The organism is Corynebacterium meridianum, assembly GCF_016342265.1.
Taxonomy (GTDB): Bacteria; Actinomycetota; Actinomycetes; order Mycobacteriales; family Mycobacteriaceae; genus Corynebacterium; species Corynebacterium meridianum.
Genome location: NZ_JAEIOS010000015.1, coordinates 240,392 through 262,450, shown reverse-complemented (window position 1 = coordinate 262,450; position 22,059 = coordinate 240,392). Strand labels below are relative to the sequence as shown.

The 22,059-nt window shown below is 66.6% G+C and carries 22 protein-coding genes and 1 riboswitch; of the genes, 8 read left to right on the top strand and 14 right to left on the bottom strand.

The features are described from left to right. Positions 1 to 193 precede the first annotated feature (193 nt). Genes JDV75_RS11160 through JDV75_RS11150 form a run of 3 tightly spaced genes read right to left on the bottom strand, consistent with a single transcriptional unit; the run spans position 194 to position 2,305 of the window. The gene (locus JDV75_RS11160; RefSeq protein ID WP_198739316.1) at positions 194 to 1,324 is read right to left on the bottom strand and encodes a glutamate--cysteine ligase; all 1,131 of its coding nucleotides are present in this window, start codon (positions 1,322 to 1,324) and stop codon (positions 194 to 196) included. A gap of 37 nt (positions 1,325 to 1,361) precedes the next feature. Next, complete coding sequence (locus JDV75_RS11155) at positions 1,362 to 2,039, bottom strand: LytR C-terminal domain-containing protein (protein WP_198739315.1); 678 nt, start codon at positions 2,037 to 2,039, stop codon at positions 1,362 to 1,364. A gap of 11 nt (positions 2,040 to 2,050) precedes the next feature. Continuing rightward, positions 2,051 to 2,305 carry a DUF3263 domain-containing protein gene (locus tag JDV75_RS11150; RefSeq protein ID WP_198739314.1) on the bottom strand — a complete coding sequence of 85 codons (255 nt, stop codon included), beginning with the start codon at positions 2,303 to 2,305 and terminating at the stop codon, positions 2,051 to 2,053. A 34-nt stretch (positions 2,306 to 2,339) separates the two neighbouring features. Here JDV75_RS11150 and JDV75_RS11145 point away from each other — a divergent pair, with 34 nt between their 5' ends. After that, positions 2,340 to 3,023 carry a peptide deformylase gene (locus tag JDV75_RS11145; RefSeq protein WP_198739313.1) on the top strand — a complete coding sequence of 228 codons (684 nt, stop codon included), beginning with the start codon at positions 2,340 to 2,342 and terminating at the stop codon, positions 3,021 to 3,023. Positions 3,024 to 3,025: 2 nt separating this feature from the next. Beyond that, a complete protein-coding gene (locus tag JDV75_RS11140) occupies positions 3,026 to 4,027 on the top strand; it encodes an N-acetylglutamate synthase, CG3035 family (RefSeq protein WP_198739312.1) in 1,002 nt (333 codons plus the stop codon). Here the strand turns inward: JDV75_RS11140 and JDV75_RS11135 are convergent. Beyond that, positions 4,011 to 4,649, bottom strand: coding sequence for an RDD family protein (locus tag JDV75_RS11135; protein WP_198739311.1), 639 nt, complete (start codon positions 4,647 to 4,649; stop codon positions 4,011 to 4,013). The two genes, JDV75_RS11140 and JDV75_RS11135, sit on opposite strands and share 17 nt — an antisense overlap. A 73-nt stretch (positions 4,650 to 4,722) precedes the next feature. Here JDV75_RS11135 and JDV75_RS11130 point away from each other — a divergent pair, with 73 nt between their 5' ends. Together JDV75_RS11130 and JDV75_RS11125 are read left to right on the top strand one after the other, a co-directional pair. Next, positions 4,723 to 5,529 (top strand): exodeoxyribonuclease III, encoded by an 807-nt coding sequence (locus JDV75_RS11130; protein WP_198739310.1) that lies wholly within the window; start codon positions 4,723 to 4,725, stop codon positions 5,527 to 5,529. 5 nt (positions 5,530 to 5,534) lie between these two features. Then, complete coding sequence (locus JDV75_RS11125; protein WP_198739309.1) at positions 5,535 to 7,016, top strand: phospholipase D-like domain-containing protein; 1,482 nt, start codon at positions 5,535 to 5,537, stop codon at positions 7,014 to 7,016. On the opposite strand, the gene JDV75_RS11120 is transcribed toward JDV75_RS11125, so the two are convergent. Next, positions 6,997 to 8,217: a multidrug effflux MFS transporter gene (locus tag JDV75_RS11120; protein ID WP_198739308.1), complete on the bottom strand. Its 1,221-nt coding sequence runs from the start codon at positions 8,215 to 8,217 to the stop codon at positions 6,997 to 6,999. The genes JDV75_RS11125 and JDV75_RS11120 overlap by 20 nt on opposite strands. Positions 8,218 to 8,423: 206 nt before the next feature. On the opposite strand from JDV75_RS11120, the gene JDV75_RS11115 reads away from it, so the two are divergent. Together JDV75_RS11115 and thiC are read left to right on the top strand one after the other, a co-directional pair. Next, positions 8,424 to 10,736 carry a beta-glucosidase family protein gene (locus JDV75_RS11115; protein ID WP_198739307.1) on the top strand — a complete coding sequence of 771 codons (2,313 nt, stop codon included), beginning with the start codon at positions 8,424 to 8,426 and terminating at the stop codon, positions 10,734 to 10,736. Positions 10,737 to 10,873: 137 nt separating this feature from the next. Beyond that, a riboswitch (TPP riboswitch) is annotated at positions 10,874 to 10,994 on the top strand. Next, positions 10,992 to 12,695 (top strand): phosphomethylpyrimidine synthase ThiC, encoded by a 1,704-nt coding sequence (thiC, locus tag JDV75_RS11110; protein ID WP_198739306.1) that lies wholly within the window; start codon positions 10,992 to 10,994, stop codon positions 12,693 to 12,695. (Overlaps the previous riboswitch by 3 nt.) A 16-nt stretch (positions 12,696 to 12,711) precedes the next feature. On the opposite strand, the gene JDV75_RS11105 is transcribed toward thiC, so the two are convergent. The 9 genes from JDV75_RS11105 to JDV75_RS11065 all read right to left on the bottom strand — a co-directional run bounded on the left by JDV75_RS11105 (position 12,712) and on the right by JDV75_RS11065 (position 19,498). Then, on the bottom strand, positions 12,712 to 12,912 hold the full coding sequence (locus JDV75_RS11105) for a hypothetical protein (RefSeq protein ID WP_198739305.1): 201 nt from the start codon (positions 12,910 to 12,912) through the stop codon (positions 12,712 to 12,714). A 122-nt stretch (positions 12,913 to 13,034) separates the two neighbouring features. Next, on the bottom strand, positions 13,035 to 13,799 hold the full coding sequence (locus JDV75_RS11100) for a multidrug ABC transporter permease (protein WP_198739304.1): 765 nt from the start codon (positions 13,797 to 13,799) through the stop codon (positions 13,035 to 13,037). 3 nt (positions 13,800 to 13,802) lie between these two features. After that, positions 13,803 to 14,789 (bottom strand): ABC transporter ATP-binding protein, encoded by a 987-nt coding sequence (locus JDV75_RS11095; RefSeq protein WP_198739303.1) that lies wholly within the window; start codon positions 14,787 to 14,789, stop codon positions 13,803 to 13,805. 95 nt (positions 14,790 to 14,884) lie between these two features. Continuing rightward, complete coding sequence (locus JDV75_RS11090) at positions 14,885 to 15,991, bottom strand: Fic family protein (RefSeq protein WP_198739302.1); 1,107 nt, start codon at positions 15,989 to 15,991, stop codon at positions 14,885 to 14,887. Between the two features lie 228 nt (positions 15,992 to 16,219). After that, positions 16,220 to 16,984 (bottom strand): thiazole synthase, encoded by a 765-nt coding sequence (gene thiG / locus JDV75_RS11085; RefSeq protein ID WP_198739301.1) that lies wholly within the window; start codon positions 16,982 to 16,984, stop codon positions 16,220 to 16,222. 2 nt (positions 16,985 to 16,986) lie between these two features. Further along, positions 16,987 to 17,232 carry a sulfur carrier protein ThiS gene (gene thiS / locus JDV75_RS11080; protein WP_198739300.1) on the bottom strand — a complete coding sequence of 82 codons (246 nt, stop codon included), beginning with the start codon at positions 17,230 to 17,232 and terminating at the stop codon, positions 16,987 to 16,989. A gap of 9 nt (positions 17,233 to 17,241) precedes the next feature. After that, positions 17,242 to 18,321: a glycine oxidase ThiO gene (gene thiO / locus JDV75_RS11075; protein ID WP_336244338.1), complete on the bottom strand. Its 1,080-nt coding sequence runs from the start codon at positions 18,319 to 18,321 to the stop codon at positions 17,242 to 17,244. Then, a complete protein-coding gene (gene thiE, locus JDV75_RS11070) occupies positions 18,318 to 18,965 on the bottom strand; it encodes a thiamine phosphate synthase (protein ID WP_198739299.1) in 648 nt (215 codons plus the stop codon). The genes thiO and thiE overlap by 4 nt, the downstream gene beginning before the upstream one ends. Next, a complete protein-coding gene (locus JDV75_RS11065; RefSeq protein WP_198739298.1) occupies positions 18,962 to 19,498 on the bottom strand; it encodes an NUDIX hydrolase in 537 nt (178 codons plus the stop codon). Before JDV75_RS11065 ends, thiE begins: the two co-directional genes overlap by 4 nt. Positions 19,499 to 19,597: 99 nt before the next feature. Between JDV75_RS11065 and JDV75_RS11060 the strand changes: the two genes are divergently transcribed. After that, positions 19,598 to 21,034 carry a hypothetical protein gene (locus tag JDV75_RS11060; RefSeq protein WP_232958467.1) on the top strand — a complete coding sequence of 479 codons (1,437 nt, stop codon included), beginning with the start codon at positions 19,598 to 19,600 and terminating at the stop codon, positions 21,032 to 21,034. Next, on the top strand, positions 21,034 to 22,059 hold the full coding sequence (locus JDV75_RS11055) for a glutamate ABC transporter substrate-binding protein (protein WP_198739297.1): 1,026 nt from the start codon (positions 21,034 to 21,036) through the stop codon (positions 22,057 to 22,059). Before JDV75_RS11060 ends, JDV75_RS11055 begins: the two co-directional genes overlap by 1 nt.

Genomic DNA, 22,059 nt, shown 5'->3' with positions numbered 1-22,059 from the left:
TTCTGAACGCTTCTACATTGAGAAAATGTAGAACAATCCGGGCTCGAACAAAAACCGGACACAGCATCCCAAAATACGCAAAAACACCTTTTGAACTGGCGTTACCGGGATAATTTATCCGCCGGTCGACCGAAAGCGTTGTGTCCGATCAGGCACCCGCGAGGGCTCAGTGAAGCCGTTCACACACCAGGGTTCAGGGCCGGCCGTTGATCAATTCGGTGCAGGTCAGATCGACGACATCCCGCCAGTCGCCGGTCTTCTCCATCAGTTCCCGCTGACGCCGGTAGGCCGCACCCTTGTCGATGATCTCGTGCACCACGTCGAGTTCCGCCGCACAGCCCAGTTCCCCGGCGAGCGGCTCGAGCACTCCGACGATCCGCCTGATGTCATCGACGACGCTCACCGTGTCGGTGTTCCGGGAACAGATGATGTCGGCCTCCATCCCGTACCGTGCCGCACGCCACTTGTTCTCGCGGACGTGCCAGGGCTGCAGTGACGGCAGCGTCTCCCCGGCCTCGAAAGCCCGGTCGTAGTACACCACCAGGCAGTGCGTGAGCGCCGTGAGCGCAGCCAGTTCCCGGAGGTTGCTCGGCGCGTCGGACACGCGGACCTCAATGGTGCCCCACTTCGCCGAGGGGCGGATGTCGAAGTGCATGGAACCCGTGTGGTCAATGACCCCGGACTTGTCCTGCTGCCGCAGGTACTCGGTCCACTGGCTCCAGGTGTTGAATCCGTAGGGCGCACCCGCGGTGGGCAGCTGCTGGTAGAGCATCGTCCGGTTGGACGCGTACCCCGTGTCCAACCCGTTCCATCCGGGGGAACCGGCACTTAAGGCGAGGAGGTGAGGGTAGTTGGTCATCAGGGCGTTGATGATCGGCCAGACCTTCGCCTCGTTGCTGATGCCGACGTGCACGTGCAGGCCCCAGATCAGCATCTGCCGACCCCAGAACCGGGTCCTCCGGATGATCTCGGTGTAGGGGCTCTTGTCGGAGACCTCCTGCTCCCGCCAGTCGGAGAACGGGTGGGAACCGGCCGACCACAGTCGGACACCCATCTCGTCGGCGCACTCCCGGAGGGAGTCGAGTCCGGAGCTGAGTTCCGCGACAGCCTCGGGGACCGTGTGGCAGACACCGGTGACCATCTCCACGGTGTTCTTCAGGAACTCGGGTTCGAGCTGCAGATCGGGGCGGCGCGAGGACATGAGCTTGATCATGTCCGCCGCCCGCGGGGTGAGATCGCGGGTCTCCGGGTCGATGAGCCCGATCTCCCATTCCACCCCGAGCGTCGGCTCCGGGGAACGGTTGAAGTTCATGTGATCAGCCATGTCGGCTCCTAGGGGATGGAACGGAAGAAGATCCTCGTCAGAGGTTGACGTCACCCGTGAGAACGACGACGACACCGCCGGCGGGCGCGGACCCGAGTTCCGGGGTCCGCGGATTCGCGGGGATACCGAGTGCGGCACCGACTTCACGGGCCGCGGCTTCTTCCGTCGGGTTTCCGGCGGTGTAGTAGACGGCTGAAGCCGGGAGGTAGGTTTCCGCGAGGTTGCCCACTTCCCCCACCTTCCAGCCCTGTCCTGTGAGCTTGTCGGCGACCCGATTGGCGAGGCCCTGGATCGTCGAATTGTTGAGCGTGTGCACGGTCACCGTCCGCGGATCACCTGCGGTAGCTGGCGGCGTGGCGGGCTGTGCGGGTGCCGCTGACGCCGTCCCGGGATCGGTTGCGGGCGCTGCGGGGTCGGGCTGCGGGGCCTTCTGGCCCCGCGGAGTGGCGGCGGGTGCGGCCGGGCTGACCTCAGTACTGGTGGCTGCGGTCGAGCTGGTTCCTTCGCCTGCGACGGGGGTGGTGTCGGAGTCGTCGCCACGGAGACCGGCGAACAGTGCCCAGGCCGCGAGCAGCACAGCGACCGCGGCCAGGATCATGGCGAGCCCCCGGAGCGGCAGTTGCCGCGCCTCATTCACCGGCGCGGCGGCAGCTGCGGCGTCTTCGGGGTGGCCTTCGCGGGCCCGGGACTCGTCATCGTGTTTGTTGGGGGACACAGAGAGTGATCTTAGCCGCTTTCCGCTCTTCGCCGTGATTCGGCTCGCTGGTTTCTTATCCGTCGCAGCCGGGCGACGAGGGCGGGGTGTGCCGCCGCGGCCGCAGGATCGTCGAGGAGCCGGTTCAGGCGCTGATGGTACCGTACCGCACTGATCCCCAGCGTACGGGTGATCGCCTCGTCCCTGGCTCCCGGCGAACGGGGGGCGGTCTCCGCGAACTCCAGCAGTCTGGCGTCGAACTCGGACAGCGGTGTGGAGGCGGGCATGGCTTCAGTCTAGAGGTGAACTAAACTCCCGGGTATGACTGTCCGACCCATCGTTATCCACGGCGACCCGGTGCTGCACAACGCGACTGCGCCGGTCACCGAGTCACCCGCCGAACTGCGGGAACTCATCCACGACATGTACGAGACCATGGATGTCGCCCACGGCGTCGGTCTCGCGGCAAACCAGATCGGAGTGGGCAAGCGGCTGTTCGTCTACAACTGCCCCGACATCGAGGGGCCGAACGGCTCGGAGAAGCCGAAAGCGGAGATCGACGCCAACGGCGGCGCCGTCCGCCGCGGCTGCGTGATCAACCCGGTGCTCGAGACCTCCGAGATCCCGTTGTCCATGCCGCGTGACGACGGCGAGGACGACGAGGGCTGCCTCTCGGTTCCGGGGGAGACGTTCCCGACGGGCCGGGCCGACTGGGCGCGGGTCACCGGGACCGACGCCGAGGGCAACGAGATCAGTATCGAGGGCTACGGGCTTTTCGCCCGGTGCCTGCAGCACGAGGTCGGTCACCTCGACGGGTACCTCTACACCGACACCCTCATCGGCCGGCACCGGCGCGCGGCGAAGAAGACCATCAAGCGCAACGGGTGGACCGAAGCGGGACTGACCTGGATGCCCGGCTCGGACGAGGACCCCTTCGGACACGACGATCCCACCCAGACCGAGGACGCCGACATCCCGCCCGCGCTGCGCAAGAACACGGACTGACCGTGCCACGACGTGCCCCGCGACCCGGTGACAGGGTGATCGTCCGGCGCCACCTCCCGGACACCCCCGGCCACCTGACGGATGTGATCGGGCATGTCGTCTCCCTGGGCCCCCTGGTGGTGCGCCCGCAGTCCGTCGGCGGACTACCCTCGGACGCCGAGGCCGTTACGATCCCGGACGAACTCATCCAGGTGTGCAAGGTCCTGCCACCGCGCCGGGTCCGCAACAGCGACATCCGGGCGGTGGAGACGGCGACCGCGGCCGCGTTCCCGGGCATCGAACACCGTTGGTGCGGCCAATGGCTGCTGCGCGCGGGCGACGGCATCACCGAACGCTCCAATTCCGCCGCACCCCTCGGCCGGTCCGCCGGACTGAGCGAGGTTCCGCTCCGCGAGATCGAGGCGTTCTACGCGGAACATGACCTGCCTGTTCGGATCCTCATCCCCGACCGGATCGGGAATCCCGCACGGACGGTCTGCGCGGGCCCCGCGTGGTGCACGGGCCCGGACATCGTCGTGATGACCCGCCCGCTCCACGATCTTCCGGTTCCCGACCTGCCCGACGGAGTCACGCACAGGGTGGACGAGCAACCCGATGAGGAGTGGCTGGCGCTCTACCACTTCCGGGGTCGCCCGCTTCCCGAACATGCGCTGAATCTCCTGCGCACACGCATCGACGGCCACATGGGATTCGGCAGATTGCTCGACGCGACCGGGCGGACACTCGCCATCACCCGAGGCACGATCACGGAGTCCGGCGACGGACGGACCTGGCTGGGGTACTCCGCCGTCGAGGTCGTCGCCGATCACCGGCGTCGGGGACTCGGCACCCAGCTCGGGACCGCGATGCTGCACTGGGGTGCACAGAACGGAGCGGAGATGGCGTACCTGCAGGTCCTGGCGGCCAACACCGCCGGGATCGGCCTCTACGACAAGCTGGGGTTCGTCGAACACCACCGGCACCGTTACGCGGAACTCGACCCGCGGGTCACTCCCGGACGATGACCCGGGTGCGGGCGAAGCGGTCGTGCGGCCCCATCCCGTAGGCGTCGAGCTTCGCCGATCCGGCCAACCACATGCCGACCGCGAGCGCGGCGACCGGCCCCGCGACGGGAATCGCGGGAATGAGGAGCCACAGGTTGCGCCGCGCGGCCTGCCCCACCCCGACCGGGCAGTCCGCGGGACCGGTGACCCGGAGACCGAGCAGCCTCTTGCCCGGTCCACCACCGCTCGTGTCCCAGAGGACCTGCCAGAGCCAGAACGGCAGTGGCCCGGCCAACAGCGCGAGATACCAGAGCGCGTTTCCGGTGACGATGGCGACGGTCACGGTGAGAATCAGATAGGCGGCGGAGAAGATCGCGGTGTCCAGCGCCAGAGCTCCGGCCCGGGAACGGAGCGGCGCGTTCTGCAGGTCCCGTGACCCGGAATTCAGCCCCGGGGTGAACGCGGCGAATCTTTCCATCTGGTCGTGTTCGACGGGCACGGTGAAAGGGGTGGCGATGACGGTCCGGGTACGCTGCGCACGGTCCACCACCACGGGGATCCGGGTTCTCGCGCGCGGCCGCGAAGCACCGTCGCGACGACCGGCCGGGGATGCGCCGTCGGGGAATGTCATCGTGTCGTCCACCTCTCTCACCTGATGAACGTGCCACCACCCCGCCAGGTTCCCGGAAGGATCGTTCACAGCTAACCTCATGGGTATGCGCATCGCCACGTTCAACGTCAATTCGGTCCGCACCAGGGCCGACCGTATGGTCGAGTTCCTGACACGTCACGACGTCGACGTCCTGGCGGTCCAGGAGACGAAGTGCCGGGACGACCAGTTCCCCTATCTCCCCTTCGAGCAGGCCGGCTACGAGGTGGCGCATGTCGGACACAACCAGTGGAACGGCGTTGCCCTGATCTCCCGGGTGGGACTCGACGACGTCTCCGACCGGTTCCCCGGGCAACCCGGTTTCGCCAAGGACGCGGCCGCGGAACAGGCCGTCGAGGCTCGCGCGGTGGGCGCGACATGCGGGGGCGTCCGTATCTGGAGCCTGTACGTTCCGAACGGTCGGGAGATCGCGGACCGCCACTACGAGTACAAGCTGCGGTGGCTCGACGCACTCTCCGCCCACGTGCGCGCGGTGCTCGCCGACGATCCCCCGACGAAACTGCTCTGCACCGGCGACTTCAACATCGCCCCCACCGACGCGGACGTGTGGGACCGGCGCTTCTTCGACGGCAAGACCCACGTCACGGAACCGGAGCGGGCGTTCTTCCAGCAACTCACCGAGTCCGGTCTGGTGGAGACGACGAGGCGGTTCACGCCCGGCGAATACACCTACTGGGACTACAAGGCGATGCGCTTCGGTCGCGACGAGGGGATGCGGATCGACTTCCACCTCGCGAGCGACGCCCTCGCGGAAACCGCGCGGGCGGGGTTCATCGACCGAGAAGAGCGTGCCGGTGACGGCGCCTCGGATCATGCCCCCGTGGTCGTGGACTACGCCGTCGACGGGGACTAGACCGGATGCCCGATGTTCTCTCCTCCCTGACGTCGCTCGAATGGTGGCGGTCCGCGGGTCTCGTACTCGACTACATCGTCAAATTCATCGCCGTCGGCACCGTCGCCCAGGACCGGAAACCCAGCTCATCCTCGGCATGGCTGCTCGCGATCCTCTTCGTCCCGGTCATCGGTCTGCCACTGTTCCTGATGATGGGCAGCCCCTACATCAACCGGCGCCGGCACCGCATCCAGATGGAGGCGCAGGCGATGGTGGGGACACCCATGGCGGAGACCCCGGCGATCCCGCAGGGCGCGGAGCTCTCCGACGAGGTGGCGTCGGTGGTGCGGCTCAACGACACGCTGACCGACCTACCCGCGGTGTATTCCCGGTTCCACGGTCTCTACTCCGACTACCGGGAATCCATCGCGGCGATGGCGGCGGCGGTCGACGCCGCGGAGAACACGGTCCACGCCCAGATCTACATCGTCGCGTGGGATGAGACCACGGATGTGTTCTTCAGCGCCTGTCGACGCGCCGCAGCTCGCGGCGTCGCGGTACGCCTGCTGTTCGACCAGGTGGGAAGCTGGAAGTACCCCGGCTACCGGAAGCTCGGCCGGCGGCTGACAGAGGCGGGCATCGACTGGCACCTGACCATGCCCCTGAAGCCCTTCCACTGGCGATTCCGTCGTCCCGATCTGCGCAATCACCGAAAGCTGCTCATCATCGACGGGCACACCGGTTTCATCGGTTCCCAGAACATGATCGAGCCCGGCTACATGTCCCGCAGGAACCACCGTTCCGGGCGGGAATGGGTGGACATCATGATCGAACTCTCGGGACCCGTCGTCGAGGCCATGGAGATGATCTTCGCCGTCGACTGGTACCAGGAGACGGACACCATCATCGAACTACCCGGGAGTTCGGGCACCGGGCCGGACGCCGGTGACGAGATCGTGCAGCTGGTCCCCTCAGGCCCGGGGTACGTCACCGAGCCCAACCTGCGACTGTTCAACTCGATGGTGCACCACGCCAAGGAACGCCTGATCCTGTGCAGCCCGTACTTCATCCCAGACGATTCCCTCATGGAGGCAATCCTCACTGCCTGCTACCGCGGTGTCCGGGTCGATCTGCTGGTCAACGAGGTGTCCGATCAGTTCATGGTCGGACACGCCCAGGCCAGCTACTACAAGATGCTGATGGAGGCCGGCGTGCACATCCACCGCTACCCGGCCCCGATGATCCTGCACACCAAGTTCGCGCTCGCCGATCCGGAGGGCGACACCATCGGCGTCCTCGGGTCCTCCAACATGGACATGCGCAGTTTCGGCCTGAACTACGAGGTGACGCTCATGGTGGTCTCCGGGGAGATCTCCCGGGAGCTCACCGAGCTCGCCGCGGTCTACCTCGACCGGTGCACGGAACTCACCCCCGAACAGTGGTCCCGCCGGGGACTCGGCAAGCGCTACCTGGACAACGCGATGCGGCTCACCGCTGCTCTCCAGTGACCCTCCGCGTGAGGGCACCGGCGGCGAGGGTGCCACACAGTGACAGACCGACGCTCACCGTGACGACAAGCCCGAGCGCCACCACGGGGTCACCTCCCAGTCCGACCAGTGGGCTCACCGCACCGGCGACCAGGAACTGACAGAACCCCATGACCGCCGACCCGAGGCCGGCGTGGGACCGGACCGTGGACACCCCGAGAGCGGTGGCGTTGCCGAAGACCCCGGGCATGTGCCCGAGTGCGACGAACAGCACCACCAGCACCACCGGAAGGTGCCCCCCGGAGAGCAGGGCATCGCCCAGCAGAACCAGCCCGCAACAGAGCACCACGCACCCCGCCACCCGCAGGACCGACGCGGGTTCGAACCGCCGGACCAGACGAGAGTTGACCAGGGATCCGGTGACGAGCGCGACGGAATTCACGGCGAATACGATCGAATACATCCGGGGGCTCATCCCGAAGTGGTCGATGAATACGAGTGGGCCCGCCGCGATGTAACCGAAGAGCACGCCCGCGGCCGCCGCGAAACTCACGGTGTAGGCGGTGAACAACCTGGTGGACGCGACGGTGCGCACACCGGTGGTGAAAGCCCCCCAGCCCCCGCCGCCACCCGGGGCCTTGGGTTTCGATTCGCCGACGACCGACAGCGCGACAGCCACCTGCACACCGGCGATCGCCGCGAGGATCCAGAACAGGCCCCGCCATCCGATCGGCTCGATGAGGAGACCACCCATCAGGGGAGCGACGACGGGGGCTATCCCCATCATCGCCATGAGCAGGGAGTACGCCTGCGCGGCGCGGCGGCCCTCCGCGAGGTCCGCGACGATCGCCCGCGCCAGCACCACACACGCTCCGTTCGCGAGACCCATCACGGCCCGGACCGCCACCAGTACCCCGACCGACGGGGCGAGCGCCGACGCGACGGCACAGACGACGGAGAGAACGGTCGCCGCGATGAGGGGAGGGCGTCGTCCGGTCACGTCGGACAGGGGTCCGGTGATGAGCTGGCCGACGGCCATACCGACCATGAAGGTGGTCAGTGTCAGTTGCGCCCCCACGGTTGTCGCACCGAGATCCTGCCGCAAGGTCGGTAGGGCCGGAAGATACATGTCGATGGCGAAGGGTCCCGCCGAGATCATCAGCGCCAGGGCCGCGAGCAGACCCGCCCCCAGTTCCGGGCGCACCGGTGCACCACGCCTCATACCGTCACGTCCCCTTCCGTCTGCCCCGTGATTCGACACCGCGACAGTCTAACGCCGTACGGCGCCGGATTCCCCGGAGCTGAGGGACGTTCCCGTTTCCCGCAGGAGAAAGAAAACATACTGCTCCGCTCTGTTTCAGCACTGTCCGCGACGATTTTCGTGCACACTAGGTGCTACCCATCCCAGAGTTCCCCCGAGGAGACCGCATGCGCATCATCCCGCACCACCTCCCCACCCGTACGACGGCCGCACTGCTGGCCGCCACGACCGTCCTGCTCGGATCAACCCCCGCAATCGCCCAGCACACCGCCGGAACGGACCCGGTGGACTGTTCCCCGTGGATGACCCCCACCGTCACGCCCGAGGAACGGGCCGACAGGGTGATCGCGGAAATGACGCGGGAAGAGAAATCGGCCGTCATCACCGGCATGGCCGCCTACCTCCAGGGGTGGGGACCGGAATTCGCCGGCCGCACCCACGGGGTGGAACGACTCTGCTTACCTCCCGTTAAATTCACCGACGGACCGGCAGGCATCGGCAACGGTGCCTCCGGGATCACCCAGTTCCCCTCCCACCTCAACCTCGGTGCCACATTCGATCCGGGTCTCGCACAGGACTACGCCGCCGCCATCGCCACCGAGGCACGCGGCAAAGGCGCCAACGCGGTCGCCGGCCCCGCCATCGACATCGCCCGTGACCCACGGTGGGGCCGCTTCTTCGAGTCCCCCGGCGAGGATCCCCTCCTCGTCGGTGACCTCGGTGCAGCGGAGGTCACCGGTACCCGCTCCGCCGGGATCATGGGTGTCGCCAAACACCTCGGCGCGTACACCCGCGAGAACGGCCGCAACACGGACGCCAGTGACGTCACCGTCGACGAGAAAACCCTCCAGGAGATCTACCTCAAACCCTTCGGCCGTGTCGCCGATGCCGGCGTCTCCTCGGTCATGTGCAGCTACTCCCAGCTCAGCGGGACGAAGAACTGCAACAACTCCTACCTGATGAACCAGGTGCTGCGCGGGCAGTACGGTTTCGACGGATTCACCGTGAGCGACTGGTACGGACAGCACAACACCGTCGCCTCTGCGAACGCCGGACTCGACATGCAGATGCCCGACTCCTGTTTCTACTCCGATCATCTGTGGTCGACCGTTGACTCCGGCGCGGTCTCCGGTGACCGCGTCGACACCATGGTGCACAACGTCCTGGCCGAGATGTTCCGCTCCGGCGTCGTGGACTCACCGCCCACCGGCACGCAGGATGCGGTGGTGACGGGCCCCGGGCACCGGGAGCTCGCCCGGGACATCGCGGCGAAGTCAATGGTCCTGCTGCGCAACGACACCGTCCCCACGGACTCGGGTGAACACCCTGTGCTCCCCGTCGACGACTCCGTCCACACCATCGGGCTCATCGGCTCCGGTGCGGGACGGGACGCGCTCGGTTCAGGGGGCGGATCCGGCCACGTCATCGCGGACGACATCGTCACCCCCTTCGAGGGGCTCTACTCCCGTGGCGCGGGAAACGGCACCGAGGTGCACTACACCGACGGCAACTACCTGCCCACCGTGCGGCAGCTCGCCGAGAACTCCGACCTCGTGGTCGTCGTCATGCACCGGCACATCACCGAATCGGTGGACAACACCGATTTCCGGTTCGGTCTGCATCAGCGCAACATCATCCGCACCGCACTGGAGGCCAACAACCGGGTCGTTCTCGTCACCAACACGGGAGGACCCGTCGACCTCGACGGATACGGGGACGACGTCCCGGCGGTCCTCGCGGCGTTCTATCCCGGACAGGAGTACGGCGACGCCCTGGCGGACATCATCTTCGGTGACGTCAACCCCTCCGGGCACCTCCCGGTGACCTGGCCTCTCTCCCAGGATCAGATGCCCACCACCAGCTCATTCGGTTCAGGTGCGTTCACCGAGGGGACCGGCGTGGGATACCGGGGATACCAGTGGCAGTCCATCACGCCGCGCTGGTGGTTCGGCCACGGACTGAGCTACACCACCTTCACCACGGATGACGTCCGGACGACCGGACCGAACTCCGTCACCGCAACGGTCACCAACACCGGAGACCGTCACGGCGACACCGTCGTCCAGGCGTACGCGGTCCGTGACGGGATCCGCGAACTCGCGGGCTACAGCAGGGTCGGGATCGCACCCGGGGACACCGTCGACGTCGACATCACGATCCCCGACAGTGCCCTCGCGCGCTGGGACGAGGACGCCCGCCAGCTCGTGGTCCCCGGTGGCCCCGTGGAGGTCATCGTCAGTGACTCCGCGGGAGGCGACGGCCCTTCCACCACACTGATGACGACGCAGTCCGTGTTCGGTGCTCCCGTCCCCGAGGCCCCGACATGGGCGACCGTCGGAAACGGCGATCCCGCACAGGAGCAGGAGGACCGCATGGCCTGCAAGAACAGTGCCTCCATGGCCGGTTTCATCGGCATGGCCAGCTACTTCGGTATGCCGCAGAAGGAACAGGCATGGACGCCGGTGACGGACAACCCCTGATCCTTCCACCCTTCTGGGAATCGGCTGCGGGGTGGATACGTCCCGTGTCCACCCCGCAGCCGTGCCAGGGAATGTGACCGACCCGGGCCCGAAACCCGGCCCCCTGTCATCTGATGCTTGTTAGACTCGTGCGCACAACCTGTCACCGCGGGAGCGTGGCCCGAACCACGCTGAGAGGGCACCTGAATCATCAGGGGGTGCCGACCGTTTCGAACCTGTCCGGATAATGCCGGCGTAGGGAGAGGAAATACAGCCATGCGCTCACGCACGCCCAGCGTCAACCCGAAGACCGCACCCCCGACGGAGGGCCAGGTCACCACGGGCCCGATCTACCGGAGCGAGAAGATCTACGATGAGATCGACTTCGAAGGCACCACCCTGCGGGTTCCGGCCCGCCGGGTCAACCTGACCAACGGAGACCACTTCGACGTCTACGACACCTCGGGTATCTACACCCACACCGATCCGGAACTGGATCTGAAGCGGGGACTGGCCAAGACCCGTGACTCCTGGCCGCACCCCGATGCCGTGCCCGCCTCCGACGAGCACCCGGAGCTGAAGGTGCGCACACAGTTGGCGTGGGCCCGTGCCGGGATCATCACCCCCGAAATGGCGTTTATCGCGCACCGCGAGGGCTTCGACCCCGAGACCGTCCGGGAGGAGGTCGCCGCCGGTCGCGCGGTGATCTGCGCGAACCACAACCACCCCGAGATCGAACCGATGATCATCGGCAAAAAGTTCGCGGTGAAGGTCAACGCCAACATGGGCAACTCCGCCGTGACCTCGTCCATCGCGGAGGAGGTGGAGAAGATGGTGTGGGCGACCCGCTGGGGCGCGGACACCATCATGGACCTGTCCACCGGGCGGGACATCCACGAGACCCGCGAGTGGATACTGCGCAACTCCCCCGTCCCGGTCGGTACCGTCCCGATCTACGAGGCACTGGAGAAGGTCAAGGGCGATCCCACGAAGCTGACGTGGGAGATCTACCGGGACACCGTGGTCGAGCAGTGTGAGCAGGGCGTGGACTACATGACCGTGCATGCCGGTGTGCTGCTGCGCTACGTCCCACTGGCCGCGAACCGGGTCACCGGCATCGTGAGCCGCGGTGGTTCGATCATGGCGGCCTGGTGCCTGAACCGGCACGAGGAATCCTTCCTGTACACGCACTTCGTGGAGCTGTGCGACATCCTCACGAAGTACGACGTCACCTTCTCCCTCGGCGACGGACTGCGCCCCGGTTCCATCGCCGACGCGAACGATGAGGCGCAGCTCGCCGAGCTGCGCACGCTCGGTGAGCTGACGAGGGTCGCTAAGGAACGTGGGTGCCAGGTGATGATCGAGGGACCGGGGCATGTTCCCATGCACAAGGTCGCGATCAATGTGGAGTGGGAGGAACAGTGGTGCGAAGAAGCACCGTTCTACACACTTGGCCCCCTCGCCACGGACATCGCACCCGGGTACGACCACATCACCTCCGCGATCGGCGCCGCGATCATCGGGCAGGCGGGGACCGCCATGCTCTGCTACGTCACCCCGAAGGAACACCTCGGGTTGCCGAACCGGGATGACGTGAAGATCGGTGTGATCACCTACAAGATCGCCGCCCACGCAGCGGACCTGGGGAAGGGTCATCCGCGGGCACAGGAGCGTGACGACGCCCTGTCCACCGCGCGCTTCGAGTTCCGGTGGCACGACCAGTTCGCGCTGGCCCTCGATCCGGACACCGCCCTCGATTTCCACGATGAGACACTGCCCGCGGAGCCTGCGAAGACGGCGCACTTCTGTTCGATGTGCGGCCCCAAGTTCTGCTCGATGCGGATCTCCCAGGATGTGCGCGAGTACGCGAAGCAGCACGGCCTGGACAGTGTGGAGGCGATCGAGGCCGGTATGCAGGAGAAGTCGCGGGAGTTCGCGGAGTCCGGCGGGCGGGTCTATCTGCCGATCAGTGCGACGTGATCGTGCCGGTCGGGAGTCACCGGCGTCGGATGCTCCAGCGCCGGTAGCACTCCCCGCAAAAACCGAGGAGTCCGGCAACACAGATGATGAACGGTAACGCCGCCCACCTGCCGTCGGGCACGGCGAACAGGATGGCGCCCAGGCCGATGACGCACAGCACTAGCACCAGGATCTGCGCGGTCAGTGCGCGGTCGGACATCGACTGGAGCTTGTTCACGGCGGCACCGGTCCTCTCTGGATCTGGGAAGGTGCCCTCCACGTTAGAGGATTCGTCCCGGTGAATATGACGCAACCCGGTGCCTCGGATGAGGTACCGGGTTACGTGGTGTCGTGGGCCGGTCAGGCGTCGCGGGTATTCACCAGCAGGACGGCGACGATCAGGAGCCCGAACGCCCAGGCGGCGAAGTACCAGATACTACCGGTGACCCCCCAGGGGGCATCGACGGCCTGGTCGTTGACGAAGGCGTTGAAGTTGTTGAACGGGGCATACTTGTAGATCGTCTTACCGATCTTCGGGATCAGCAGGTTGATCAGATTCTCCACCGCGAAGTACCAGAGGAAGAGGATCGAGATGGCACCGGCGGTCTGTCGGACGATCCAGGCGATGGCCTGGGAGAACACGACGAGCAACGCCCCGGCGAGCGGATAGACCCACATGATACGACGCGTGATGTCCCCGCCCCAGATGTCGAGGGTCGCAGCGGAGGCGTCCGACGCGACGAGTTTCGCCGCATACAAGGCCCCGATCACACCGATGAACGTCAGGACCGCGGCGATCACCATGTACAGCACGAGTTTCGCGACGACGACCAGCGTCCGGTTCGGGCATGCCTGGAATGTCGAGTGGGTGACCGAGTGGCGGTATTCGCCGGTGACGACCATCACCGCCTGGATCATCAGGACGAGGAAGCCGAAGGCGCCGACCCCGGAAACTAGGATCTGCGGCATGAGGATCGCGTTCTCCTGACCGTCGAACCGAACGGCACTGTAGACGTAGAGCGCGGGTGTACCGACACCGACGAGAAAGAAGATCGCGGTCGTCCACCAGAAGGCCTTGGTGGTGCGGAGTTTGATCCACTCCGCGGCAAGGATGTTGGGAAACATGTGTCAGTTCTCCTCGTTCAGCTTCTGGTCGTCCGGTGTCGGTACAGCTCCCGGAATCTCCGGCTGTCCGGGGTTCGCACCTGCGTGGTACTCCTGGGCGTGGCCCGTCATCTGGAGGAACGCCTCCTCGAGGGACGCCTTCCGCTCGGTGAGCTCGTTGACCATGATTCCGGTGGAGTAGGCGAGGGCACCGACGAAGTCGGTGGTTCTGTCATCGATGACGATCAGGGGCCGCTTCTCTTCGTCGAGGTCCTCCCGGTAGGGAATGTTCTCCTCTTCGAGCACAGCTGTGAACTCCTTGTACTGTTCGGTACGCATGAGCACCGAGGTACGCGAGGACTCCTTGATGAAATCGTAGGTCGACGAGTCGGAGACGAGCTTTCCGCGCCCGATCACGATGAGGTGATCCGCGGTCAGGGCCATCTCGGACAGCATGTGGGAACTCACCAGAACGGTACGACCCTCAGCGGCGAGAGTCTTGAGGAAGTCCCGCACCCAGCGGATCCCCTCGGGATCCAGTCCGTTGACCGGCTCGTCGAGAAGCAGCACGCCCGGGTCTCCGAGCAGTGCCGTCGCGAGGCCGAGTCGCTGCCCCATGCCCAGGGAGAAACCGCCGGTCTTCTTGCCCGCCACATCCGTGAGGCCGACGAGTCCGAGAACCTCGTCGACCCGGCGCTTGGGGATCCCGTTGGACTTCGCGATCCACTTCAGGTGGTTCGCGGCGCTACGGTTCGGGTGGGTCGCCTTGGCGTCGAGAAGCGCCCCGACCTCCCGGAACGGGTTCTTCAGCTTGCGGTAGGGGACGCCGTTGATGGTCGCGGTGCCCGCTGTGGGTTTGTCGAGCCCCAGAATCATCCGCATCGTCGTCGACTTGCCCGCACCGTTCGGCCCGAGGAAACCCGTGACCACCCCGGGGTTGACCGAGAAGGTCAGGTCATCGACGGCACGGACCTCGCGGTAGCTCTTGGTCAGGCCGGAAACTTCAATCATGCCCACCAGTGTGACACAGGAAGCACGAACCGGCGCGGATGACCCCGAGATGGCTGCAAGGTCACACCCTGGGCTGGCTCTCCCGCGAAGTCACACTACCCTAGGTGTGGCCCCGGTAGTGGGGTGTGAAAGAGGGTGTATAACAATCGGTCATTCACGAAGATCACATGGCGCCCGACCTTCTCCTTCGTGATGAGCCCCGCTTCTGCCAGATCACCCAACCACTTGGAAGCGGTCTGGCGCTTCGCCAATCCGGCGTCCACGACATTCTCAATGCGAAGATAAGGCTGCGTGAACAACAGCCGGGCTATCTCTGTTGCAGGCATCCTCGTATTCAGCTGACGGATCTGTGCCTCCATGTTGCCTCGAAGATCATCCGTTGCTTCAACGAGCTGCATAGTCCAACGTGCGGTCGACTCCACTCCTTCCATCATGAAGAGAATCCAGGGTTCCCAATCATCGGAGCGGGTCACCGCATTCAACCGTTCATAATAGGTGTCCTTGTGTCGCATGATGTGCCCGGACAGATAGAGAATCGGAAATTCCAGTAGTCCCGTCTCAATGAGGATGAGAAGGTTCAGGACACGCCCGGTACGTCCGTTTCCGTCGAAGAACGGGTGGATCGCCTCAAACTGGTAGTGCGCGAGAGCCATCACGGTCAATGGGTCAAGGCCGTGATCCGCGTGCAGGAACCGTTCCCAGCGACTGAGGTGCTCCCAAATCACTTCCTTTCCCTCGGGTGGAGTGTAGATACGCCTTTCACTCGCGGAGCTGCCGATGTAGGTACCCGGTTGATCTCTGATTACAACGGAATGCCCGTGTATCCGGGAACAGATGTCTATCGCAGTTTGGGCCGTAAGTGGCCTGGAATCGAGTGAGCGGACGCCTGCATGGAGGGCCTCACGATAACGCAGGGCCTCTTTGACCTGCGGTGTCATCTCGGATAGTGCACCGTGGGCCGCCTTGAAGAGTTCATCGTTTGTGGTCACGATGTTCTCGATTTCGTTTGATGCCTGTGCTTCGAGCAGAGGAATCAAATTGATGAGCATCGTAGGGTCAGGGAGTCGTTTGCAGGCACCGTCAAGCCTGGCCAGTGCCCGACCTGCAGCCACCGTGGCCTTCAAGACTCCCGGCGTCTCAACCTGGCACGAGGGCGGTAGTGCCGGCAGATCCTGGTAAGGCAGATCAGGTGTCTTCCACATGTACGAAGCTTACACATTTCGGGGAACGTGTCGAAAAACCCCCGGAATTTCGACACGTCCCATCGACATGTACGCGTCATCGACACATCCTGCCGCGAGGATTCTCACCGTCCGACCGGTGATCGTCCGTCCGTGGCGGGTCTGTTTGTCCCGGCGCATCCCCCTCGGTCGCAGGGCACGGATACCCACCGGCGGTCGACCACCGGGATCCGGAACCGTGGCAGGCCGTCAGACGGGTGATCCGGTCGGCGAGGACGCCTGCGACCAGAATCGCTTCGGGATGCGTCCCGCGGTGCGCGCCAGGTGTCCGGATTCGACGGCGAGTTTCATGGCCCGTGCCATGGTGACGGGATCATCGGCGCGGGTGACCGCTGTGGCGAGCAGGACGGCTGCGCAGCCGAGTTCCATGGCACGGGCGGCGTCGGAGGCGGTGCCGATGCCCGCGTCGCAGATCACGGGCACGCCGGCGGCGGCGGTGATCATCTCCAGGTTGTGTTCGTTGCGGATTCCCAGTCCGGTGCCGATCGGTGCGGCCAGCGGCATCACCGCGGCGCACCCGGCTTCCTCCAGCTGACGGCAGAGGATGGGGTCGTCGTTGGTGTAGGGCAGCACGACGAAGCCGTCGTCGACGAGTTGCTCGGCGGCGTCGAGGAGCTCCACGCCGTCAGGCAGGAGGGTCCGGTCGTCGGCGATGACCTCGAGCTTGATCCAGTTGGTGTCCAGTGCCTCCCGGGCGAGCCGGGCGGTGAGGACGGCTTCGGCGGCGGTCCGGCAGCCCGCGGTGTTCGGCAGGACGGTGATACCCAGGTCGTCGAGCAGGGCGAGCAGTCCGGTGTGCCCACCGGCGTCGACGCGACGCATCGCGACGGTGGTCATCGCCGTACCGGACGCCACGAGCGCCTCGCGGAGGACCTGCTGGTTGGCTGCCCCGCCGGTACCCATGATCAGACGCGAGGTGAGGGTCTTTCCGGCGATGACCAGTGGTTCAGACACGTCTACCCTCCCTGGACGGCGGTGAAGATGTCGATCTGCGCCGCATCCAGTTGTCCGACGGTCTCGTCCCAGCGGACCGCCGGGACGACCAGCCCGTTGACGGCGACGGCGAAACCGCGGTCGGACTCGGAGCGTTCGCGGACGAGCTGCCGGATGGTGGTCTCCGATCCGAGCTCGCGGGTCTGCCCGTTGACGGTGACTGTTCTCGGGCCGTGGTCGCCGGGCGTGCGTTCGGTGAACTGACTCATGGGGTGCTCCTAGAGGGTGGGTCGATCCGGTCGGGTGAGCCGGGTGATGTCGAGTGGTGTGCCTTGGACCTCGGCGACGACGGAGTCAGCGGTGATGGCGGAGAGCAGGATCCCGTTGCGTCCGTGTCCGCAGGCAGCGATCACGCGACCGTCGCCGACGGGGCCGATGACAGGGACGTTGTCCGGGCTGTAGGGCCGCAGACCGGCGATCACCTCGTCGAACACGTAGTCGTCTATTCCGGGGAACACGAGTGCCGCGTCGTCGAGCAGCTGGCGGACCCCACCCGCCGTGGGTGCGGTGTCGTGGCCGTGCTCGTATTCGGTGGCGCCGACGGCCATGCCCCAGGCGCGGGGCACCAGGTAGAGCGGCCGACCGTGCACACGGGCGCGGATCGTGCGGGCCGGGGCGGGCTGCGATCCGGGTTGCCGGCGCAGCCGCACGACCTCGCCCTTGACTTCACGGACGTCGATCCCGAGTAGTTCGCGGGCACCGGCGCCCGCAGCGACGACGACACGCTCGCCGGGGACGGAGTCCGGATCGGTGACCGTCTCCTCCACGCGTCGGACACCGAGTCGGTCGCAGGCCCCGGTCAGTCGGTGGAGCAGGACGCGGTTGTCGACGGCGTGTTCCTCCGGGCACAGGATCCCGGCGCGCAGTCCGCGGCGCAGCGCGGGCTCGAGCTGCCGCATCTCGCGGCGACTGATCCGGCTGAGTCGCCCCGGATAGTGCGATTCCACGAATCCGAAGGTCCGCTCGATGTCGGTGGCGTCGGCGCCGTCGGCGCCGGTGAGGATCGTGCCCGTTCCGGTGACGATGTCGTCCGCGCCGCCGTCGGCGAGGTCGCTGAGCAGGCGTTCCCAGGAGTCGAGGGACGCGACTCCGAGGTGGAGCATCGCCTCCTCACCCGGCCAGGCTTCGGTGAGTCCGCCGAGCATACCGCCGGCTACCCAGCCGGCCCCGTCGCGGGGGCTCGCCGCGGGTGCGTACAGCGTGACGTCGGCTCCGGCGTGGGCCAGTCGGAAGGCGCAAGCCAAACCAATGACGGATCCCCCGATGACGCTGACGGGAACACGGTCGATGGAGGTCACCGCCCGTCCACCGCCGCTCTGAGTACCCGGGTAGCAGCGGCCGGGTCGCAGGCGTCGGCGATGGCGCGCACCACCACGAGCCGCCGGGCGCCAGCTTCCGCGACCTCGGGCGCGTTGGTGGTGTCGATGCCGCCGATCGCGAACCAGGGTCTGGTGGTCCCGGTGGACGCCGCGTAACGGACCAGTTCGAGGCCCGTCGCCGCGCGTCCGGGTTTGGTGGGTGTCGCCCACACCGGCCCGGTGCAGAAGTAGTCGACATCGGGGTCCGCGATCGCGGCGTCGACCTGATCGGGATCGTGGCAGGACCTTCCGATGATGACGTCGGGGCCGACGATCTGTCGGGCCACGGCGACGGGGAGGTCCCGCTGGCCGAGGTGGAGGACGTCGGCGCCGGCGGCGTGGGCGATGTCGGCGCGGTCATTGACCGCGAGCAGGGTGCCGTGCCGGTCGCAGACCTCACGGAGCGCGGCGAGGAGGTCGAGTTCCTCGGCCGCCTCGATCCGGGGGTTCTTCTGCCGGAGCTGGATTATGTCGACTCCGGCACGGCAGGCGCTCTCGGCGAGCTCGAGGAGCCCCGAGGTTCCGTCCTCGCGGAATCGGGCGTCGGTCACGAGATAGAGGCGTGCCTCATCGATGGTTGTCACCGGTCATCTCCCAGGAGTCGGTCGAGTTCGTCCCGCAGGCGCGGCCAGGCGGCGGCGAACGCGGGCATCAGGTTCAGGTCCGTGATCCGGTCGAGGGCGACCCACCGTAGTTCGACGGATTCCCGGTTCGCCCGGGTCGGCAGTGGTTGCCCCACCCTGCCTATGACGGTCGTGTAGGTCCACCCCCCAGCCAGTTCCGGGCGTTCCGGATCAGCGTCGTGGGGTCCCGCGGTGGTCAGCTCTCCGAGAACCTCCACGCGGTCGGTGTCGATGGCGCACTCCTCCTCCGTCTCCCGGAGTGCGGCTTCCGCCGCGGATTCGTGCGAGTCGCGGGCACCTCCGGGAAGCGCCCAGGTGCCCCCGTCCGCGGTCCATTCGGCACGATGCTGCATGAGGATGCGTAGGGGCCCGGATCCCTTCCCTCCGCGGGTGTCGGAACCGTCCGCGACGAGCAGTAGCCCGGCGGCACCGTGAATCCCCCAGCACCGCGCGCCCCCGGGGCCCGCGGACCAACCGTTTCCGTCACCTTTCATAGCCCCCAACATTAGTCCCGTCACCACCTCCGGGGGTGGCCGGTCGGTGGCATCAGCACAGCAGCAGTGAAAGCCGCGACGGTCGGTTATTCTTGTGAAATGATCGGCGCCCCTCAGTCCACCGTGATTCCGGAGGACACCCAGGACCACTGGTTGGACCGGGTCAGCGGAATGGACCGGCAGCGTCACCGGCATCCGCTGTTCGCCTTCGCCCAGGACACCTTCGGTCAGCCCTTCCACTGGCTGCGCAGGGCGTTCGGTTTCCTGCGTACCTCCCCGGGGAAGATGACGGCGATGGCCCTGATCATCACGGTCGCCATCTTCGCCGCCGGGTTCTCCATGTCCCAGTCGTCGGCCGCCCGGAAGGACGCCCTCGGGACGTTGATCACCACCACGGAACCGACGTCCTACGCGGCACACAATCTCTACACTTCATTGTCGGTGGCGGACACCGCGGCGACGACCGGTTTCGCGCAGGCGGGTGTGGAGTCCCCGCAGACCCGGCAGACCTACAGTGATTCGATCCGCCGCGCGAGCATCGCCGCGTCCAGAGCCGCCGCGGGGGTCGCCGACCTGGACAGCAGATCGGGTCAGCTCATCTCCCAGATCCAGCGCCAGCTCCCCGTCTATACGGGACTCGTGGAGACGGCACGGACGAACAGCCGGGCGGGTAGTCCGGTGGGTGCGGCATACCTGGCGGAAGCCTCGGCACTCATGCGCACCGAGATCCTTCCCGCCGCGGCGGAACTGTTCGAACAGACGTCGGAGGAGGTCCGCGAGCAGCAGTCGCAGCTGACCGAACCGCAGTGGGTTCCCCTGTCGGGGTTGGCCGCGGCGATCCTCCTGCTGCTGCTCGGGCAGCGGTGGCTGGCGGTCCGGACACGGCGCTGGCTGAACAAGGGGTTCGTCACAGCGACCGTCCTGATGACCGTCGCCCTGCTGTGGGTCGGTGGCGCGAACCTCGTCACGTGGAATGCAGGCACCCGGAGCTTCGAGGAGGCTTCGCAGCCACTGGAGTCGCTGACCAACGCCCGCATCGCGGCACAGAAGGCCCGGACCGAGGAGACCCTGGCGCTAGTGCGGCGGCAGAGTTCCAGCGGGAAGGCCGGTTTCCTCACCGCGACCCGGGCCATCGAGCAGGCTCTGGACGCCTACGAGAACTCGGTGCTGAGCGAGACGGACGTCAACTCCGCGAATGCCGAGGTGGCCCGGCAGTCGCTCGTCTACTGGCGCAGCGCGCACTCCGCCCTCACCGACGATCAGGCGGCCGGGGACTACCCCGCCGCACTCGAAACCGCTCTCGGTGTCCGGGGCGTGGAGCGCTATCCCGGCGACGGCACAGCGGCCAGTGCCTTCGATTCGCTCGATTCCGCGCTGGCTTCGCTCATCGACGACGCCCGGGCCTCTCTGCGCAGTTACATCGCGGACGGGTTGAACGCGACGACCAGGGTTTCATCCATGGTCCTTCTGCTGAGCCTGCTGGCGATGGTCGCCACGGTGGCGGGTATCCGGCCCCGACTCCAGGAGTACCTGTGATGCGTCATCGCCGACTGATCCCCGCCGCCGTGTTGCTCATCGTCGCACTCACCGCGGCCGCGTGCGCCCGGCCGAACCACGACGAAACCGAGCCGGCGTGGGTCTCCGAGACGGATTCCGCCCTGCCTCTGCCCCCCGGGGCCGCGGTGGAGAAGGCGGGCAGTAACCCGGGTAAGCCGATCCTGGTCGAGGGTCTGTTGGGTTCCCGGCGTCCCGGGGACGGAAGTGTCGAGGAACGGGTACCCGAGATCCTCCGGCGCGGCCGGTTGATCGTGGGGGTCGATCAGTCGCAGAATCTCCTGAGCTTCCGCGATGCGACGACCGGGGAACTGGAGGGCTTCGAGGTCGATCTCGCCCGGGAGATCGCCCGGGACATCTTCGGTGATCCGTCGAGGGTGGACTTCCGCTTCGTCGACTCCTCCGACCGGGTCCTGGCGCTCGAGGCGGGGACCGTGGACATCGTGGTCCGCTCCCTGACAATCACCCGGAGCCGACAGGACCAGATCGCGTTCTCCACCCCGTATTTCACGGCGCGGACCCGGATTCTCGCGATGGAGTCGTCGAACATCTCGTCGCTGGCCGATCTGGAGGGCCGCACGGTGTGCGTCACCAACGGGTCGACGGCCGCCGAACGCGCGCGGTCGCTCGCCCCGGAGGCTGATCTGCTGCTGGTGCGCAACTGGGCCGACTGCCTCGTCGCGTTGCAGCAGTACCAGGCGGACGCGGTGCTCTCGGATGACGCGATCCTCTCCGGCATCGCCAAACAGGACCCCTACACCCGCCTGGTCGGCCCGCCGCTCGGCGAGGAACACTACGGTGTGGGAATCGCCTCCCCCGGCTACCGGCACGACACGGACGGCCTGATCCGACAGGTGAATTCCACCATCGAGCGGGTCCGCGAGGACGGCACCTGGTGGCGGCTCTACAACCGGTGGTTCGGCTCTTACCAGTCCACCGACGGGCCCCCACCACTCAACTACCGACCCGAACCAGAGCGGGACACCCGGCAGGAGGATGAGGCGTAG